We start from the raw sequence: 17892 nt of genomic DNA, 5'->3' as shown, positions 1-17892 counted from the left end.
GGGCCAACACAACCAATAATGCCAAGGACGAGACCGGGCAGACCTATGACGCACGCTAGGGGCCGCAACCCAGTCATGTCCACCGGAGCCAGAGGAAGTGCGAGGGCGATGATGCCGAGGGCGACTGACGCTACGCCGAACCAAGGACCTCCCGGCGCCTTCTGAGGCTCGTTCGGGTACTCAGCAACCGGCCCGTTCACCATGTGGCGAGGGTACCCGAGGCACCCCGCAACCCGGTGAGCAACCTTGCTACAGCCAGGTGTCCTCGGTGGTGGCAGTGAGGAATGCTTCCAGGTCGTTGCGCCAATCGGCGGGCGTGGTCTTGTCTGGTTCGATGCCGGTGTACTGCCCGCGATAGAAGAGCAGCGGTCGGGAAGCGGTGGGAATCGCTGGAGCTTCACTCAGCTCCTTGACCGATCCGAACACCACCCAGTGATCCCCGCCGTCGTATACGTTCGCGACCTCGCAGTCAATGTGCGCAAGCGAACCATCGATGATCGGTGATCCGAGACCCGATGGGTGCCAATCGATTCCGCCGAACTTATCGGGCTCCCGCGAACCGAATCGTGCCGATACCTCGCGCTGGTCCTCCGCCAGAACATTCACACAGAACTTGCCCGAGGCCTCGATCGCCGCCCAGGACCGGGATTGCTTGGTCGGACAGAACAGCACCAGCGGCGGCTCCAGCGACAGCGCCGCGAATGACTGGCAGGCGAAGCCCACCGGTGCGTCCTCATGCGTCGTGGTGATGATGGTGACGCCGGTACAGAACTGCCCCAGCACATTCCGGAATGCCCTGGGATCGATCTGCGATATCGGCATCTCTACTTGAACCCAACGCTGAAATCGTGGCCCCACAGGCTGATACCGACGCTCTCGCGTGCGATCCAGCTCTCGTCATCGACTTCAGCACCCTCGCAACCGAATTCCATATCGAACCCACCGGGAGTCTTCATGTAGAAGGACAGCATCTTGTCGTTGATATGCCGACCCAGAGTGGCCGACATCTTGACCTTTCTCCGGTTTGCCCGGTCCAGGCAGAGGCCGACATCGTCGGAATTCTCCACTTCGACCATCAGGTGCACGATTCCGGTCGGATTGGGCATCGGCATGAACGCCAGCGCGTGGTGGCGCGGGTTGCACCCGTAAAAACGCAGCCACACCGGGTCACCATCGGCCGGACGGCCGACAAGCTGCGGCGGCAGCCGCATCGAGTCGCGCAGCCGGAAGCCGAGCACACCCTCGTAAAACGCCTGCGCCGCAGCGTCATCGGTACAGGTGAGCACCACGTGCCCCAGACCCTGCTCGGCCGTGACGAACTTGTGGCCGTAGGGGCTCACGAATCGGCGACCCAGGTACTGGGCTCCGTGGAACACCTCCAGCACGTTTCCCGACGGATCCTGGAACCTGATCAGCCCCTCGACCTTACGGTCGGAAGCCTCGACCTTGGTGCCCTCGGCGTACTCGACACCCGCGTTGTCCAGGCGGTCCCGAATTGCCTGCAACGCCGGCGCGTCCGCGACCTCCCAGCCCGAGGCCAGCAGCCGGTCGTTCTCGCCCGGCACGATCACCAGACGAGCCGCGACATCGTCCATCCGGAGATAGAGCGCGGCGGGGGTGTCACCGGCGCCTTCCATCATGCCGAGCACCTTGGTTCCGAATTCACGCCAAGCAGCTACATCGGTGGCCTCGATCCGCATGTACCCGAGTGCCTTGATAATGCTCATCTTGCTGACGCTCTCCTAAACCATCGTGTCGGTGGCGGGCAGCTCGAAGGCGTGGTTGCCCCAGATCTGGTAAGCCCGCTCAGCGTCATTGGCCGCGTGCACACGTCCGGCGTGCGCATCACGCCAGAAGCGCTGTACCGGTGCGTCATTCGAGAGTGCGGTGGCGCCGGAGTTCTCAAACAGCAGATCGATCGAGGCGATCGCCCGGCCGGTGGCACGCACCTGATCACGGCGTGCGGCGGCACGCAGCTCGAACGGAACCTCCTGGCCCGCCGAGATAAGGGCGTACTCGTCGCCCACATTCCCAATCAACTGACGCCACCCGGCGTCGATGTCGCTGGCAGCCTCTGCCACCCGCACCTTGGTGAACGGGTCATCCTTGGCCTTCTCACCGGCGTATGCCGCGCGCACCCGCTTGCCCTGAGCCTCGACGTGCGCGTCGTAAGCGCCGTACGCCATGCCCATGATGGGCGCGGTGATGGTGGTGGGATGCATGGTGCCCCAAGGCATCTTGTACACCGATGCAGTGTTGGTCTCGTAGCCACCGGCGCTCTGGTCGTTCATCTTCTTGTACGACAAGAAACGGTGCGACGGCACGAACACGTCCTTGACCACGACGGTGTTACTACCGGTGCCACGCAGACCGACGACGTTCCACACGTCGTCGATGCGGTATTCGGTACGCGGGATCAGGAAGCTGCCGAAGTCGACCGGCCGGCCGTCCTTGATGACGGGGCCACCGAGGAATGCCCAGGTGGCATGGTCACAGCCCGAGGACCAGTTCCACGCGCCGTTCACCAGGTACCCGCCATCGACGACGACGCCGGCACCCATGGGCGCGTATGAGGAGGACACCCGCACGTTGGTGTCGTCGCCCCAGACCTCTTCCTGGGCCTTCTGGTCGAACAGGGCCAGGTGCCAGTTGTGCACACCGATGATCGAGGAGACCCAACCGGTTGAGCCGCAGGCGCTGCCCAGCCGGCGCACCGCCTCGTAGAAGGTCGTGGGGGCGGTCTCGTATCCACCCCACTGCGAGGGCTGCAACAGCTTGAAGAAGCCGATCTCCTGCAATTCGGCGACCGTGGCGTCGGGCAGACGCCGCAGGTCCTCGGTCTCCTGCGCACGCTTGCGCAGGATCGGCAGCAGGTCGTCAATCTGAGAAAGCACCGAGAGAACCTCGTCAGAATGCTCCCGCTGTTCGGTCGTCGTCACTGCATTTCCTCCACTGCTGTAGTTAGCATCAGTCGGCACAAACTAGGGCTAGTAGTTCATGACACCCGCTGTACACCCACGGTGGTAGCGCGTGTTCCCTGCTGAGACTAGAACACGTTTCGATCTGTGTCGACACCGCCTCGCCCACCCCGGGAAGGCGCGCTCATCTGGAACGAAGCAACGACAGTGTTGTAGGGCCGAAGGTCAATTCTGTAACCTGTTCTAGTTCAGCCAGGCCTGGCGACGACAACGACGGAGGAAATCACGTGACGGACGTTCCGCTGGGAAAGCACGTCCTCGAGGTGCGCATCGCCGAGGTGATCGACGAGACCGCCGACTCCAGGTCCCTGGTCTTCGACATTCCCGAGGATGCGGCCGACAAGTTCGAGTACACACCCGGCCAGTACCTCACGCTGCGCATTCCCTCCGACCGCACCGGATCGGTGGCGCGCTGCTACTCGCTATCGAGCTCCCCGCATATCGACGACCGGTTGACGGTCACGGTCAAGCGCACCGTCGATGGCTACGGGTCCAACTGGATCTGCGATAACGCGCATGCCGGTATGCGCATGCACGTACTGGCACCCTCGGGGGTGTTCGTCCCCAAGGACTTGAGCCGAGATCTCCTCCTCGTCGCGGGCGGCAGCGGAATCACCCCGATGATGGCGATCTGCAAATCCGCGCTCTCACAGGGCACCGGCAAGGTAGTACTCATCTACGCCAACCGCGACGAGCAATCGGTGATCTTCGGGACCGCACTTCGCGAACTGACTACGCGATATCCGGAACGGCTGACCGTCATCCACTGGCTCGAATCGGTGCAGGGGTTGCCCTCGACGCAGTCACTGGCCACCCTGGCTGCACCGTTCGCCGGGCATGAGGCCTTCATCTGCGGCCCCGGGCCGTTCATGGACGCCTCCGAGGCAGCACTCAAAGGCAACGGAATGCCCGAGGACCGTGTGCACATTGAGGTGTTCCGGTCCCTGGAGAGCGATCCGTTCGCCGAGGTAGTCCTTGCCGCGCCGTCGGATGATGATGAACCGCCGGCCACGGCCACCGTGGAACTCGACGGCGAAACCCACACCGTCGGCTGGCCACGCAGCACCGTACTGCTCGACGTGCTGCTCGCCAAGGGGCTGGACGCGCCATTCTCCTGCCGCGAGGGACACTGTATGACATGTGCCTGCATCCTCAAGGATGGCAAGGTCCGCATGCTCGTCAACGACGCGCTGTCCCAGAACGACATCGACGACGGGTACATCCTGGCGTGCCAGGCGGTTCCCGAGACCGACGATGTCAACGTCACCTTCGATGAGTGAACGTCGGGTGCAGAAAGAGGATCCCGGCGCCGCGGCCCGACCGGGCCGATACCATTCCGACATCATGAAGTCCCTGAAATCGGCGCTGGCCGCCGTATCACTGGTGGTCACTTCCCTGGTATTCCCCGGTGCCGCCACCGCCGAGGTCAAAACTACCGACGTCAGCACTCCCGTCGACGAGGGCCGCCAGCTCGAGGTGCACGCCACCGCCGACTGTCGCAAGGCCGAGCGGCAGTGCTATTACACCGCGAGCTTCAATCTGCGGACCCCCAACGGGATTGAGGGATTCGGAGGCGACCTGTGGGCCAAGCAGACCACCGAACTACGCACCTCGGATCGGATGAACTACCTCTGGGTGCAGTGGGCTGACAATCCGAACACCGTGGAGCACAACGGCGGTAGCACCTGGCTGCTCACCACCGTGTACTTCGGCGGAGGCGATGTGGACCGCTTCCGGATCACCGGCACCACTCAGCCCACCGATTGGGCGACAGGGCAACCCAAGCTCGACGCCGACTACATCGTGTGCAGCCACGTCGAGGCCAGTATCGGTGGCCGCAGCGTGATCTCGCCCGACGCCTGCGCACAGGCCCGGTTCAGCTAGCCGTCACCACGTTGACGGACTGGCTTCCAGCGACGCGACAGCAGCCTCAGCCGAACTAGCGCGGAATCCGGCCCGCCCAGAACATGTATGTGTGCTGCCCGCGTCTATGCGACAAAAATTGGCTCGGTGGGCAACCCCAACAGTTGTCGCATAGAGGCGGGCACCAGATGTGTGTCGTCTGAGACGTCGGCCCGACCATGTCGGCGCCCCGTGGCAGGGTGCTGAACATGAGCGCGCGGACCCGCTCGCTGCGCACCGATTTGCGCTACCTGCTTGTCTTGCATATCCATCGCCACAGGCTCACCACCGTGTCCGAGATGGCCATCATGCTGACGGACATCGGTTTTGACGTAGATGGTCGCCCGTCAAAGACGATCTCGGATGCACTGCGCACCGACGTCAAGCTCGGCCGAGTTCGTCGCCGTGGCCACGGCCTCTACAGTCCGGGAGCGGTCCCGCGCAGCACGCAACACCGCATGCGCACCCGAGCTGACTGCTGGCTGTCAACGCGGCAGGCCGAGTAGCCGCTCCCCCGCCACACTGAGCAGGATCTGGGTGGTACCTCCGGCGATCGACAGACACCGGTCCCGCATGAACAGCCACATCTCATGTGACTCCACCGCACCATGGGTCTCCACGTAGTCGAGGATGTGCTCCGACAGTCCCTGACGATGACGCACACCGACGAGCTTGCGGACACTCGAGGCCGCACCCGGATCCTGACCACCGATGGCCCGTAACGCGGTGCGCAGATCCAGCAGCGCGCCGGTCTGCGCCGAGCACACGAAAACACCGAGCGTATCGAGTTGAGCCGCATCTAGTTCGGTATCCCCGATCAGGGCGAGTAGCGACTCCATCGCCTCGTCGAGTGTGCCGCCCCCCGCCATCGCCACCCGCTCGTTGGCCAGTGTCGTGCGCGCCAGGCGCCACCCGTCATCGACCGAACCCACCACGTACTCGTCCGGAACGATGACACCGTCCAGGAAGACCTCGTTGAACATCTCCTCGCCGGTGATCTCACGCAGCGGCCGCACGGTGATCCCGGGGGTCTTCATATCAAGCAGGAAATACGTAATGCCCTTGTGCTTAGGAACATCGGGATTGGTGCGTGCCAGGCAGATCGCCCAGTCCGCGATCTGAGCCTTGGAATTCCAGACCTTCTGGCCGTCCAGCTTCCACCCGCCGCCAACCCGGGTGGCCTTGGTACGCAGCGCCGCAAGGTCACTACCGGCACCAGGCTCGGAGAACAGCTGGCACCATTCGATCTCACCACGCAACGTGGGTGCCACGAATTGCACTATCTGCTCAGGGGTTCCGTGCTCGAGAATGGTGGGGGCGGCCCACCATCCGATGACAAGATCGGGGCGCGCGACGCCCGCGGCATGCAGCTCCTGGTCGATGAGCAGCTGCTGCGCGGCCCCTGCGCCCAACCCATACGGCACGGGCCAGTGCGGCGCCAGGAAGCCCGTCTCGGCCAGTCGAACCTGGTGCTCATCCCTTGGCGCCGAGGCGATTTCCGCAGCGGTGGCCGCGACCTGCGCACGCTGGGTCTCCACATCACCGAGGTCGATGGTCAGCGAGCGGCGAGTTCCCCCGAGCGTCAGCGCGGCGGCCCTGCGTCGCCATACCGCGGGCTTACCCAGGAAGGACTGGAGCGCGTATGCGCGCCGCAGGTACAGGTGCGCATCATGCTCCCAGGTGAATCCGATACCACCAAGAATCTGGATGCAATCCTTGGTGTTGGCCACCGCGGCATCGACGGCAACTGCCGCCGCAACGGCGGAGGCAAGCGAAAGCTGCTGAGAATCACCACTATTGGCGATGACATCCTGCGCGCACCCGGCGGCATCCCAGACAGCGACATCGGCCTGCTCCACACGGCACAGCATTTCCGCACACATGTGTTTAATGGCCTGAAAACTGCCGATCTGCTTGCCGAATTGCTCGCGCACCTTCGCATACTCGACGGCGGTCTGCAGCGCCCAGCGCGCCACCCCCACCGCCTCGGCCGAGAGAGTCACCGTCGCCAGATCGGCGACAGTGGCGCCCGGCAGGCCCACCGGATGCACCGCGGCGCTGTTGAGGGTGACCGCAGCCCACGGGCGCGAGAAGTCGGTCGCCTTCTTGATGTCCACCGTGACGCCGGCCCCCACGCAGTCGGCCAGCACCCAACCATCGGGCCCCGGGGCCAACAGCACTCCGTCGGCCGTACCACCCAGCACCGCGGGCAACACGCCCGAAGCCAGCCCGTCGGCAATGGTCAGGCTCCCGCTGAGCGCCAGCCCCGCCGTGCGCTCCCCGGCGGCCAGCGCCGCGACCAATTCCGCGGGTCCGTCGGTCGCGAGCACCACCGCGACCACTGCACTGGTGACAACCGGCCCCGGCACCAAGGACGCCGCAGCCTCGTCGACCATGGCAATCATGTCATCGAATCCGGCTCCCGAACCGCCGGCCGCCTCCGGCACCGCTACACCGAAAATGCCCAGTTCAGCGAGGCCGGCATACGCGGGGCCCCACCCGTTGTTCCCGGCCTCCATCTTCCGGACCGACTCGATGACAGCCGCGCTCTTGGCCCACTGACGGACCGCGTCCCGGGCGGCTTCCTGCACATCGGACGACACAGATTCTCCTCGGCTTGATTCCGGTACATGAGACTAGAACGTGTTCTAATATCGTGATTGGGTTCAGTGTAGTAGGAACGCATTCAGGCTGTACAGAGCACTACCGGCAGGCCAGGGAGACCTGAAACGGCCGACGGTGATCCGTATAGTCGTGCGCTGAACCAGAACGTGAACGCAGGGAGTACAGACGCCATGGCAACGCCTCGGACATCTAGCGCATCGGAAGCCGCGCAGTCAGCTAGCGGTGATACCGACGCGGCGGACCAGCCTGCTGCCGTCTCAGCACTGTCCGACGACGATCTCGGTTCGACCGCCCAGCGCGAGCGCCGCAAGCGCATCCTGGATGCGACCTTGGCCATCGCCTCCAAGGGCGGCTATGAAGCGGTGCAGATGCGCACCGTCGCCGAGCGTGCGGACGTCGCCGTCGGCACGCTGTATCGATACTTCCCCTCCAAAGTGCATCTACTGGTCTCCGCGCTGGAGCGCGAGTTCGAGCAGATCGACGCGAGATCAGATCGCGGAGCCGTCAGCGGCGGCACCGCCTATGAACGCCTGCACACGGCCATCACCCGGTTGAACCGCAACATGCAGCGCAATCCCTTACTCACCGAGGCGATGACACGCGCCTTGGTCTTCGCCGACGCGTCCGCCGCCGGTGAGGTTGATCACGTGGGCCGGCTGATGGACGGCATCTTCGCCCGCGCGATGGCCGGTGACGACGCCCCCTCCGACGCGCAGTTCCACATCGCCCGCGTCATCTCGGATGTCTGGACATCCAACATGATTGCCTGGTTGACGCGGCGAGCATCGGCAACCGATGTGAGCCACCGGCTCGATCGCACCGTCAGATTGCTGCTTGGAATTACCTGACAAGCGACGCTTGGCCTAACCAACCCCGAGTAGGTAGCGGACGTAGACTCGGGACCCGTGGTGAGTGCCCAAGATCTGCCTGTCGAACTGCGCCGGGCTCTGTCCGAGGTCGCCCGTACGCCCCGGCTGCTGGTGGCCTCCGACTACGACGGAACGATAGCCCCGCTGGTCAACAACCCCGATGACGCACGCCCGCACCCCGAATCGACCACGGCGCTGCGGGCTTTGGCGGGACTACCGTCGACAACCTCGGCACTGATCTCCGGCCGTGCACTACGCGATCTAGCGACCCTTTCGCGGCTGCCCTCCGAGGTGCATCTGGTCGGAAGTCACGGTTCGGAGTTCGATGCCGGGTTCGTGCACGCTATCGACGGAGACGCCAAGGCGCTGTTGAAGACCATTGCCAACAAGCTGTCGGCCATCGCCGCCGAGTACGCCGGGGTGGCCATCGAGCTGAAGCCGGCAAGCGTCGCACTGCACGTACGTAACGCCTCGTCGGAGGACGGCGATGCCGCGCTGGCCCAAGCACTTACCGTGGCCAACGGTTGGGGCGCGCAGGTCACCGAGGGCAAGAAGGTCCTCGAATTCGCCGTCATACCCACCGATAAGGGACAGGCGCTCGACATCCTGCGCCATCAGGAGGGCGCGACTGCCGCGGTGTTCTTCGGCGATGATGTCACCGACGAAAAGGTGTTCACGCGGCTGCATGGTCCTGACCTGGGCGTGAAGGTGGGTGACGGCGAGACCCTGGCGGGATACCGCATACCGGATACCGAATCAGTCGGCACAGCATTGGCTTTCCTGCTTGAGGAGCGCCGCACCTGGCTACTCGGCGGACATGCCACACCCATCGAGCGACTCACCATGCTCGCCAATTCGCGCACCATCGCGCTGGTGACCCCCACCGGCGGCGTCACCTGGATGTGTCACCCCGAACCTGACTCGGCCGCCGTCTTCGCCCAACTCCTCGGTGGCGACGAGGCCGGACATTTCACCATAGGCCCCGCACGGTCTGCGCTGCCGCTTGGCCAGAAGTACATCGACAGCACCATGACCGTCGAAACACGTTGGGCTAGCCTGCAAGTCACGGACTACCTGGCTCACGATGAGATCCCCGGACGCACCGATCTGATTCGGGTTGTCACCGGCGAGGCCGATGCAGTGGTCACTTTTGCCCCGCGCCCCGAGTTCGGCCAGGCTCCCGTGCGATTGGTCGCCGACGACGACGGCCTGCGCGTGCTGGGTACCAACGATCCCATCGTGCTGCGCGCACCCGGCGTCGTCTGGGCAATCGGAGCCGACGATCAGACCGCCACTGCGACCATTAGCCCAGCCAAAGGCCCGGTCATCCTCGAACTACGCTGCGGCTCTGAGGATCTCGGCGAAAGTTCGATTTCGGAGCCCGAGCTGCGGGAACGGGCCGAATCGTATTGGCGCGGCTGGGCCCAGACCCTGACGCTGCCGGAGCGCAAACCCGGTCTGATGAAGCGCTCGGCACTGACGTTGCGTGGCCTGGTGCACTCGGAGTCGGGCGCCATCATGGCCGCCGCCACCACGTCGTTGCCGGAAGACATTGGTGGTATCCGCAACTGGGACTACCGATACTGCTGGCTACGTGATGCGTCGATGACCGCGTCGGCACTGGTGGCGTTGGGATCGCTAAGCGAAGCCGAGGGTCTACTGGGCTGGCTGCACCGGGTGCTAGAGCATCTGCCGGGTCCTGATCGCCTACACCCGCTGTACACATTGGCCGGAACGGTGCTGCCGCCCGAGGCGGTGATCGACTCGCTACCCGGGTATGCGGGCTCGCGCCCGGTCCGCGTCGGTAACGCCGCCAATTCACAAGTACAGCTCGACGTCTTCGGGCCCGTGGTGGAACTCATCCATGACCTGACCCACGCGCGTCAGCGCCTCGGACACACCGATCCATTGACCGATGCCGATTGGAACCTGGTTTCCGACATGGTTCTTGCCGTCGAGCGGCGGTGGTACGAACCCGACCACGGAATCTGGGAGATCCGGGGAAATCCAAGACACCACGTCTACTCCAAGGTGATGTGCTGGGTGACAGTGGACCGCGCGGTGAAGCTTGCCGAAGAATTCCAGCGGGACACCCCGCCATCCTGGGCCGCACTGCGCGACGAGATCGCCGCCGAGGTCGTGGAAAAGGGCTGGAACGAGTCGGTCAAATCCTTCACAGCCGCCTATGACGGCACCGATCTTGATGCCGCCACCCTCTACATCGGACTATCCGGACTGATCGAGCCCACCGATCCCCGATTCACCGCGACAGTGATCGCCACCGAGGCCGAATTACGCAGTGGTGCAACAGTTTACCGATATCACCGAGACGATGGGCTGCCCGGCGGGGAGGGTGGCTTCCACCTGTGCGCCGCCTGGCTCGTCGAGGCATATCTGCTCATCGGCGCGCGATCACAGGCCGAGCTGCTGTTCGACCAGCTGGTCAAGGCCACCGGCCCCACCGGCCTGCTGTCCGAGGAGTACGACCCGGTGGCCGAACGCTCGTTAGGCAACCACCCGCAGGCGTACAGCCATATCGGGCTGCTGCGCTGCGCGGCCCTGCTTTCCTAACGGTCCATTCAGCTCCCGCAGGCGATGGCCGTGGCCGGCCGATATGCACCACGATCACTGCTGCTCCCGGCGCTGCGCGTGGCAACCAAGCTCACCGAGGGCTGACACGTTTTGCACTCTCACCACCCATCCCCCATAATGAAAACCGTTTTCATTACTGGATGGGCTGGAGGTCTGCTGTGCACGCTCGCGTGGCTGGGTTGGCTGTGACGGTTACGGCCATCGGAACGCTCGTCCTCTCCGGCTGCGGCCACACCGCCCAGCGGTCCGGTGAACTTACGGTGGTGGCTTCCACCGACGCGTGGGCTTCGGTGGCCAAGGCCGTTACCGGCGACCATGCCAAGGTGAGCGCATTAGTCAGCGGTGCCGACACTGATCCGCATTCATTCGAGGTGACGCCCGCGGCGGCCGCGCAGGTCCAGGACGCCACCCTGGTGGTGTACAACGGTGACGGCTACGACCCGTTCATCGACAAGCTGCTCAAGGACGGCCAGCCACGGGTCAACGCCTACCAGCTTCTTCCCGCCGACTCCGCGGACAAGAATGAGCATGTGTTCTACAGCTTGAGCACCGCCAAACAAGTAGCCGATCACGTCGCTGACGAGCTCGCCAAGGCCGACCCGGACGACGCCGGCACCTATCGCGCGAATGCCAAAACATTTGGGCAGCAGCTTGACTCGATTTCGGATCTGCAGCACGGCATCGCCGAGAAAGACCACGGCAAGGCGATCCTGGCAACCGAACCGGTGGCCAGTCACCTGGTCTCTCATTGTGAACTCGTCGACCGCACGCCCCACGACTTCGCCGAAGCTGCCGAGCAAGGCCAGGACCCCTCCCCTGCGGACGTCGCCACTGCCTTGGACCTGATCAACACCAGACAGATCGCGGCCCTGCTCTTCAACTCCCAAACCTCCGGACCGGCCACCAACCAGCTCAAGCAGGCCGCCGAATCCCATGGCGTCCCGGTGGTGATCGTGACCGAAACCCTGCCCGACGGCACCGACTACGTCAGCTGGCAACGGACGACCACCGAGCATCTCGCCACGGCCCTAGGATGAGCCGCTTGCGCGAAGACCATCAGCGGATAATGGCCGCATGAGTGTCGCGACACTGCGCAATGCCTCGCTCAATCGCGGTGGACGAACCCTCTGGGAGGACCTCGACCTCACGATCGAACCAAGCGAGTTCATCGCGGTATTAGGCCCCAACGGTTCCGGAAAGACATCACTGTTGCGGCTGCTGTTGGGCGAAGTCCCGCTGACCCAAGGCGCCATGACCGTCGCCGATGACCTCGGATACGTTCCGCAGCATCGGCTTGCCGACAACGCCCTGATCCTGCGTGCCGAAGACTTGGTGGGCCTCGGGATCGATGGGCACCGTTGGGGCTTAGCCACGCTGAATCCGGCCGGCCGGGCGCGTCGTCGCGCAGCGATCAACCTTGCGCTGGATCAGGTGGATGCCAGTCATCTGGCCACCAAGGCGGTCTCGTCGCTATCCGGTGGCGAGCTCCAACGGGTGCGCATCGCGCAGGCGCTGGCAGGCGATCCCGCACTCCTGCTTTGCGACGAGCCACTGTTGAACCTCGATCCGGCAAGCGCACAACAGATTTGCGCCTTGCTCGATAAACGGCGGCGCAGCACACGGACGGCTGTACTCTTCGTGACCCACGAGATCAACCCGATCCTGCCGTATGTGGACCGGATTTTATACCTGGTAGACGGCCGCTTTCGGATCGGCGCCGTCGACGAAGTGATGACGACCGAGACGTTATCGGCGCTGTATCGGGCCCAGATCGATGTGGTGAAGGTGCGCGGACAGTACGTGGTCGTGGGCGAAGACCGGCAGCTCACCGCGGAATGTGCGGAGCACGCACATGAATAGCTTCTTCGACCTTTCTCTCACCGCCGACCTCCTCGGACGCGACTTCGTGCAGCAGGCGATCGTGGCGGCCGCGCTGCTGGGGCTGCTGGCGGGGCTCATCGGCCCGTTTGTGGTGATGCGTCAGATGTCCTTCGCGGTGCACGGTTCCAGTGAGCTATCGCTGACGGGTGCCGCCGCCGCGCTCTTGGCCGGCGCCAACGTCGGCACCGGCGCGTTACTCGGAAGCGTGGTCGCGGCAATACTTTTCGGCATCCTCGGGCAGCGCACCAAGGATCGCGACTCTGCAATCGGTGTCGTCATGGCCTTCGGGCTGGGGTTGGCGGTGCTGTTCATCCACATGTATCCGGGGCGCACCGGCACCAACTTCGCGCTTCTGACCGGGCAGATCGTCGGCGTCGGATACAGCGGGCTGCTGATGCTCGTCGTGGTGAGCATCGTGGTGGGCGCGGTACTGGCAGTCACCTATCGGCCAATGCTGTTCGCCACCGTCGACCCCGACGTGGCCGAGGCTCGCGGAGTCCCCGTGCGTGCCTTGGGAATTGTGTTCGCCGCCCTCGTCGGCCTCACCGCGGCGCAGGGTGTACAGATCGTCGGCGCACTGCTGGTGATGTCACTGCTCATCACGCCCGCGGCGGCCGCAGCCCGCATCACCTCATCGCCGGCGCGCGCCATCGGGTTGTCGATCGTCTTCGCCGAAATCGCCGCCATCGGCGGAATCGTGCTGTCCCTGGCGCCGGGCGTACCGATTTCGGTCTTTGTCACCATGATCGCCGTATCCATCTATCTGCTCTGCCGTGTCATCGGGCGGTATCGGCACGCCTGAGCGAGCTAGGCTCGCACGATGAACCGCATCGACCTGAATGCCGACCTGGGTGAGGGTTTCGGCGCGTGGCGCCTCGGCGATGACGAGGCCATGCTGGATGTGGTCACGAGCGCCAACCTCGCCTGCGGTTTCCATGCGGGCGATCCCGCGACATTGCTTCGCACGTGTCGGGCCGCCGCGGAACGTGGTATCCGCATCGGCGCACAGGTGGGCTACCGCGATCTCGCGGGATTCGGTCGCCGGTTCATCGATATCTCCGCCGAGGACCTTTACGCCGACGTGGTGTATCAGATCGGCGCACTAGACGCGTTGGCCCGCACCGTGGGATCGTCGGTGACCTATGTGAAACCGCATGGCGCGCTGTATAACGCAATCATCCACCACGAAGCTCAGGCGGATGCCGTTGCGCGTGCGGTACGGGATGTCGGTACCGATCTCCCCGTGCTGACACTGCCGCATGGTGTGTTCGGGGACCGCGCTCACGAATTGGGGCTGCGGGTGGTGGCCGAGGCCTTCGCCGACCGGGCCTACCGTGACGACGGCACCCTGGTGCCGCGCGGCGAGCCGGGCGCGATACTGGATGATCCCGCCGCGGTGGGGGCGCGCGTTGCGGCCCTTAGCCAAATAGCTGAATCGATATGCGTGCACGGTGATTCACCGGATGCGGTGACGATCGCGCGGGCTGTTCGCACGGCACTGACAGCCAACGGAATCGAGCTGGCTCCATTCGTCTAGATCAGGTGCCCCCACCGGAGATACCTCCCGGCCCCGACGTGGGCTCATGTGCCTAGCGGTGATATGCCGGCGGCAGCGGCAGGCCCTTCTCTGCCATAACCTTCCGTAGCGTGGTCGGGTAGTCGCTGATGATCCCGTCTGCACCGGCGTCGATCTGCACCTTCATGGTCTCGGCATCATTGATGGTCCAGGGAATGACCTTGAGTCCCAAACCGTGCGCCTTGTCGACAAACTTCTTGTCTGCCACCAGCGCGAAACCGGGGTCACCCACCTTCCCTCCATAGGGCACGGTGTATCCCGGCGACAGGATGGTGGCACCAATCTGCTTGGCACCGTCGATCGGGTCCTTGACGATGGCCGGGTCCACCCCGCCCAACCACGGAGAGCCGGGATACCACGTGGTTTCGTCCCACAATGCGACGAGCGGGATGCCCGGTTCCGCCCGCCGGGTCATCGGTAGCGTGCGCCAATCAAAGCTCTGAATTTCGACTTTGTCGCCCTTGCCCGCCGCGCGGATCGCGTCGAGGATGACGTCGACGAACACCTGTGGTTCCGCCGATTTCTGTGGTTCGGCAGCCTCCACCTTGGTCTCGATGTTGTACCGCACATCGGCGTGGTAGGAATCGGAGAGGGCGAAAACCTCTGGCAGCATGGCAATTCGGTCGTTCCTGACGACCTCTGCCTGGGGAAAATCCTTGAGCAGCTTGCCGCAGTCCAGCGTGCGCAGCTGGTCAGAAGTCAGGTCTTTCACCAGCTTTCCGACGTAGGGGAATTGCGGATCGCCGGGCGAAGCCGGGGTGGTGTCGGAGCATTTCGCGGGGTCGATCACCGGGTCGTGCCAGACCATGGGTTTGCGGTCTTTGGAGACAACGATGTCGAGTTCAAGGGTGCTCACCCCGAGCTCGAGGGATTTAGCGAAGGCGCGCAATGATTCCTCGGTGGTTTCACCGCGTCCACCCCGGTGGGCCTGCAGGTCGAAGGGCGCCTTGTCCTTTTCGCCGCAGGATGCCAGTACCAGGGTGACGGCGAGGATGGCGGCCAAGCGCTTCATGGCGATGAGGTTATGTCACTCTCACCGAGAAGGCACTCGCGTACACCAAACAGCCATTTTCCGTACACAGTTGGCTTCTCGCCGCCAAGGAATCAGCGACGCTGACGTGCGATCTCCGCGAGGACCACACCAGCGGCCACCGAGGCATTCAACGATTCGACCGGCCCCGCCATCGGGATCGACACCACGGCATCACAGGTCTTGCGGACCAGCTGAGACAGCCCCTTACCCTCCGACCCCACCACAACGGCGATATCGCCCGCACCGTCGAGCTCGTCGAGCTCGGTATCTCCACCGGCGTCGAGTCCGACGATGGTGATTCCCTTGTCTTGCCAATCCTTGAGTGTGCGTGTCAGATTCGTGGCACGCGCGACCGGGAGGCGTGCCGCCGCACCCGCACTGGTACGCCAGGCGACGGCCGTCACCGATGCGCTGCGCCGCTGCGGAATGACGACGCCGTGTCCGCCAAAAGCAGCTACGGAGCGCACGATGGCGCCCAGATTGCGTGGGTCCGAGATGTTGTCAAGCGCCACCAACAACGCGGGCTGCGCCTCCGCGCGAGCACGGGCCAGCAGGTCGTCGGGGTGCGCATAGCGGTACGGCGGAACCTGCAACGCGAGACCTTGGTGCAATCCGTTGGTGCTCATGCGGTCCAGGTCGGGCCGTGGCACCTCCAAGATCGCGATCCCGGCGTCGGCGGCCAGCGATACCGATTCGGTCAGCCGCTCGTCGTTATCGGCGCCGACGGCCACGTACAACGCGGTTGCCGGCACACCTGTACGCAGGCATTCGAGCACCGGGTTACGACCCAGCACCATCTCGGACTCGTCACCCTGCTTGAGTCGACGCTGCTTGGCGTCGCTGACCTTCCGCTGGACAGCAGCCCGTTTGGCGGCTGGATGCTTCGTCCGTTGTTCGGCCGGCGGCGTCGCGCCCTTGCCCTCCAGTCCGCGTCTGCGCACACCGCCGGAACCGACGGTGGGCCCCTTCTTGGTACCGGGCTTACGCACCGCACCACGGCGCTGAGAATTTCCTGCCATTGCTACTCTTCGTCACTACTCGTAAGGGACCACTGCGGGCCGTCTGCGGTATCGGTTATCTCCAGACCCGCGCGCTTGAGCCGGTCCCGGATCTCGTCTGCGAGCGCCCAATCCTTCTCTGCCCGGGCCGTTCCCCGCCGCTCCAGCTCGGCGGTAACCAGCACGTCGACGGCGTTCAGTGCTGCGGACGTCTCGTCACGCGTCTCCCAGCGCTCATTGAGCGGGTCGCAACCGAGGATCGACATCATGGCACGGACACTCGCCGCCGCCGATAGTGCGCCCTCGTGGTCGCCGCCGTCCAGCGCCCTGTTTCCGTCGGCGCGCATGGAATGGACCTCGGCAAGCGCGATCGGCACCGACAGATCGTCGTCCAGGGCAGCGGCGAAAGCGGGGGTCCAGGTACCCACGGGCACCTCGCCAACCCGAACACGCACTCGATGCAGGAAATCTTCGATACCGCAGTAGGCCTTTACCGCGTCGGCGAGCGCGGTCTCCGAGTACTCGAGCATTGAGCGGTAGTGCGCACTACCCAGGTAGTAGCGCAACTCGACAGCCCGAACACGTTGCAGCACAGCGGGAATGGACAATACGTTGCCCAACGACTTGCTCATTTTTTCGCCACCCATGGTGACCCAGCCGTTGTGCAGCCAGTATCGGGCGAATCCGTCGCCGGCGGCCCGGCTCTGCGCGATCTCGTTCTCGTGATGCGGGAATATCAGATCCATCCCGCCTGCGTGAATGTCGAACTCCGCGCCCAAATATGACTCGCACATCGCCACGCACTCCGTATGCCAGCCCGGGCGTCCAGGTCCCCATGGGGTCGGCCACGACGGCTCACCGGGCTTGGCGCCCTTCCACAGAGTGAAGTCGCGTGGATCGCGCTTCCCCGTCGCAACACCCTCGCCCTGGTGCACATCGTCGATCTTGTGCCCGGACAATTGCCCGTACTCCGGATAGCTCAGCACGTCGAAGTAGACGTCACCGCCACTGGCATAGGCATGCCCGGTATCAATGAGCCGCTCGATCAGCTCGATCATCTGAGTGATGTGCCCCGTCGCACGCGGCGATACCGAGGGCGGCAGCACTCCGAGGGCGTCGTATGCCTCATCGAAGGCGCGCTCGTAGGTCGCTGCCCACTCCCACCACGGCCGACCCGCATCGGCCGCCTTGTTAAGGATCTTGTCGTCGATATCGGTGACATTGCGAACGAACAAGACGTCATACGCGCGGGCGGCGAGCCAGCGACGTAGCACATCGAAGGCGACACCACTGCGCACATGCCCGATATGGGGCAGACCCTGCACTGTTGCCCCGCACAGGTAGATGGAGACCGATCCTGGCCGCAAAGGCACGAAGTCACGCACGGCACCCACGCGGGTGTCATAAAGCCGAAGCGGAGCGTGACCGGTCACGACCA

At 64.4% G+C, this 17892-nt stretch carries 16 protein-coding genes; 9 read left to right on the top strand and 7 right to left on the bottom strand.

The annotated features are described in order from the left end of the window. Positions 1 to 249: 249 nt before the first annotated feature. Genes hsaB through hsaA form a run of 3 tightly spaced genes read right to left on the bottom strand, consistent with a single transcriptional unit; the run spans position 250 to position 2939 of the window. Complete coding sequence (hsaB, locus tag AC5Y5C_RS06680) at positions 250 to 822, bottom strand: 3-hydroxy-9,10-secoandrosta-1,3,5(10)-triene-9,17-dione monooxygenase reductase subunit (protein ID WP_499970243.1); 573 nt, start codon at positions 820 to 822, stop codon at positions 250 to 252. A 2-nt stretch (positions 823 to 824) separates the two neighbouring features. Continuing rightward, positions 825 to 1727 carry an iron-dependent extradiol dioxygenase HsaC gene (gene hsaC / locus AC5Y5C_RS06675; protein ID WP_499970240.1) on the bottom strand — a complete coding sequence of 301 codons (903 nt, stop codon included), beginning with the start codon at positions 1725 to 1727 and terminating at the stop codon, positions 825 to 827. Positions 1728 to 1742: 15 nt separating this feature from the next. Then, positions 1743 to 2939, bottom strand: coding sequence for a 3-hydroxy-9,10-secoandrosta-1,3,5(10)-triene-9,17-dione monooxygenase oxygenase subunit (gene hsaA, locus AC5Y5C_RS06670; protein WP_499970238.1), 1197 nt, complete (start codon positions 2937 to 2939; stop codon positions 1743 to 1745). A gap of 266 nt (positions 2940 to 3205) precedes the next feature. Here hsaA and AC5Y5C_RS06665 point away from each other — a divergent pair, with 266 nt between their 5' ends. The 3 genes from AC5Y5C_RS06665 to AC5Y5C_RS06655 all read left to right on the top strand — a co-directional run bounded on the left by AC5Y5C_RS06665 (position 3206) and on the right by AC5Y5C_RS06655 (position 5386). After that, positions 3206 to 4258, top strand: coding sequence for a 2Fe-2S iron-sulfur cluster-binding protein (locus tag AC5Y5C_RS06665; protein WP_499970236.1), 1053 nt, complete (start codon positions 3206 to 3208; stop codon positions 4256 to 4258). Next, positions 4251 to 4862: a hypothetical protein gene (locus AC5Y5C_RS06660; protein ID WP_499970234.1), complete on the top strand. Its 612-nt coding sequence runs from the start codon at positions 4251 to 4253 to the stop codon at positions 4860 to 4862. The genes AC5Y5C_RS06665 and AC5Y5C_RS06660 overlap by 8 nt, the downstream gene beginning before the upstream one ends. A 227-nt stretch (positions 4863 to 5089) precedes the next feature. Next, positions 5090 to 5386 carry a hypothetical protein gene (locus AC5Y5C_RS06655; protein WP_499970232.1) on the top strand — a complete coding sequence of 99 codons (297 nt, stop codon included), beginning with the start codon at positions 5090 to 5092 and terminating at the stop codon, positions 5384 to 5386. Here AC5Y5C_RS06655 and AC5Y5C_RS06650 read toward each other — a convergent pair. Continuing rightward, positions 5366 to 7483 carry an acyl-CoA dehydrogenase family protein gene (locus AC5Y5C_RS06650; RefSeq protein WP_499970230.1) on the bottom strand — a complete coding sequence of 706 codons (2118 nt, stop codon included), beginning with the start codon at positions 7481 to 7483 and terminating at the stop codon, positions 5366 to 5368. The genes AC5Y5C_RS06655 and AC5Y5C_RS06650 overlap by 21 nt on opposite strands. Positions 7484 to 7675: 192 nt before the next feature. Between AC5Y5C_RS06650 and kstR the strand changes: the two genes are divergently transcribed. The 6 genes from kstR to AC5Y5C_RS06620 all read left to right on the top strand — a co-directional run bounded on the left by kstR (position 7676) and on the right by AC5Y5C_RS06620 (position 14384). Further along, a complete protein-coding gene (kstR, locus tag AC5Y5C_RS06645; RefSeq protein ID WP_499970227.1) occupies positions 7676 to 8353 on the top strand; it encodes a cholesterol catabolism transcriptional regulator KstR in 678 nt (225 codons plus the stop codon). A 60-nt stretch (positions 8354 to 8413) separates the two neighbouring features. Then, positions 8414 to 10945, top strand: coding sequence for a trehalose-phosphatase (otsB, locus tag AC5Y5C_RS06640; protein WP_499970662.1), 2532 nt, complete (start codon positions 8414 to 8416; stop codon positions 10943 to 10945). A gap of 179 nt (positions 10946 to 11124) precedes the next feature. Then, positions 11125 to 12003, top strand: a complete 879-nt coding sequence (locus AC5Y5C_RS06635; RefSeq protein ID WP_499970224.1) for a metal ABC transporter solute-binding protein, Zn/Mn family — start codon at positions 11125 to 11127, stop codon at positions 12001 to 12003. Positions 12004 to 12040: 37 nt separating this feature from the next. Further along, positions 12041 to 12826, top strand: a complete 786-nt coding sequence (locus AC5Y5C_RS06630) for a metal ABC transporter ATP-binding protein (protein WP_499970222.1) — start codon at positions 12041 to 12043, stop codon at positions 12824 to 12826. Continuing rightward, on the top strand, positions 12819 to 13649 hold the full coding sequence (locus AC5Y5C_RS06625) for a metal ABC transporter permease (protein ID WP_499970220.1): 831 nt from the start codon (positions 12819 to 12821) through the stop codon (positions 13647 to 13649). The genes AC5Y5C_RS06630 and AC5Y5C_RS06625 overlap by 8 nt, the downstream gene beginning before the upstream one ends. 18 nt (positions 13650 to 13667) lie before the next feature. Then, positions 13668 to 14384, top strand: coding sequence for a LamB/YcsF family protein (locus AC5Y5C_RS06620; protein WP_499970219.1), 717 nt, complete (start codon positions 13668 to 13670; stop codon positions 14382 to 14384). A gap of 52 nt (positions 14385 to 14436) precedes the next feature. Here the strand turns inward: AC5Y5C_RS06620 and AC5Y5C_RS06615 are convergent, their stop codons facing one another. The 3 genes from AC5Y5C_RS06615 to cysS all read right to left on the bottom strand — a co-directional run bounded on the left by AC5Y5C_RS06615 (position 14437) and on the right by cysS (position 17887). Then, positions 14437 to 15435, bottom strand: coding sequence for a glycerophosphodiester phosphodiesterase family protein (locus tag AC5Y5C_RS06615; protein ID WP_499970217.1), 999 nt, complete (start codon positions 15433 to 15435; stop codon positions 14437 to 14439). 92 nt (positions 15436 to 15527) lie between these two features. Then, positions 15528 to 16475, bottom strand: coding sequence for a 23S rRNA (guanosine(2251)-2'-O)-methyltransferase RlmB (gene rlmB, locus AC5Y5C_RS06610; RefSeq protein WP_499970215.1), 948 nt, complete (start codon positions 16473 to 16475; stop codon positions 15528 to 15530). A gap of 2 nt (positions 16476 to 16477) precedes the next feature. Beyond that, a complete protein-coding gene (gene cysS / locus AC5Y5C_RS06605; RefSeq protein ID WP_499970213.1) occupies positions 16478 to 17887 on the bottom strand; it encodes a cysteine--tRNA ligase in 1410 nt (469 codons plus the stop codon). Positions 17888 to 17892 lie beyond the last annotated feature (5 nt).

Source organism: Mycobacterium sp. NGS15 (assembly GCF_059813245.1).
The sequence above is the reverse complement of the archived record's forward strand: the minus strand, read 5'-3'. Positions and strand labels throughout refer to the sequence as shown.

What these genes read in the sequence shown, in the direction of transcription:
- AC5Y5C_RS06620 (WP_499970219.1), top strand. Translation starts at nt 13,668, where the DNA reads ATGAACCGCATCGACCTGAATGCCGACCTGGGTGAGGGTTTCGGCGCG.
- rlmB (WP_499970215.1), bottom strand. Translation starts at nt 16,475, where the DNA reads ATGGCAGGAAATTCTCAGCGCCGTGGTGCGGTGCGTAAGCCCGGTACC.
- hsaB (WP_499970243.1), bottom strand. Translation starts at nt 822, where the DNA reads ATGCCGATATCGCAGATCGATCCCAGGGCATTCCGGAATGTGCTGGGG.
- AC5Y5C_RS06615 (WP_499970217.1), bottom strand. Translation starts at nt 15,435, where the DNA reads ATGAAGCGCTTGGCCGCCATCCTCGCCGTCACCCTGGTACTGGCATCC.
- hsaC (WP_499970240.1), bottom strand. Translation starts at nt 1,727, where the DNA reads ATGAGCATTATCAAGGCACTCGGGTACATGCGGATCGAGGCCACCGAT.
- AC5Y5C_RS06655 (WP_499970232.1), top strand. Translation starts at nt 5,090, where the DNA reads ATGAGCGCGCGGACCCGCTCGCTGCGCACCGATTTGCGCTACCTGCTT.
- kstR (WP_499970227.1), top strand. Translation starts at nt 7,676, where the DNA reads ATGGCAACGCCTCGGACATCTAGCGCATCGGAAGCCGCGCAGTCAGCT.
- AC5Y5C_RS06660 (WP_499970234.1), top strand. Translation starts at nt 4,251, where the DNA reads ATGAGTGAACGTCGGGTGCAGAAAGAGGATCCCGGCGCCGCGGCCCGA.
- AC5Y5C_RS06625 (WP_499970220.1), top strand. Translation starts at nt 12,819, where the DNA reads ATGAATAGCTTCTTCGACCTTTCTCTCACCGCCGACCTCCTCGGACGC.
- AC5Y5C_RS06630 (WP_499970222.1), top strand. Translation starts at nt 12,041, where the DNA reads ATGAGTGTCGCGACACTGCGCAATGCCTCGCTCAATCGCGGTGGACGA.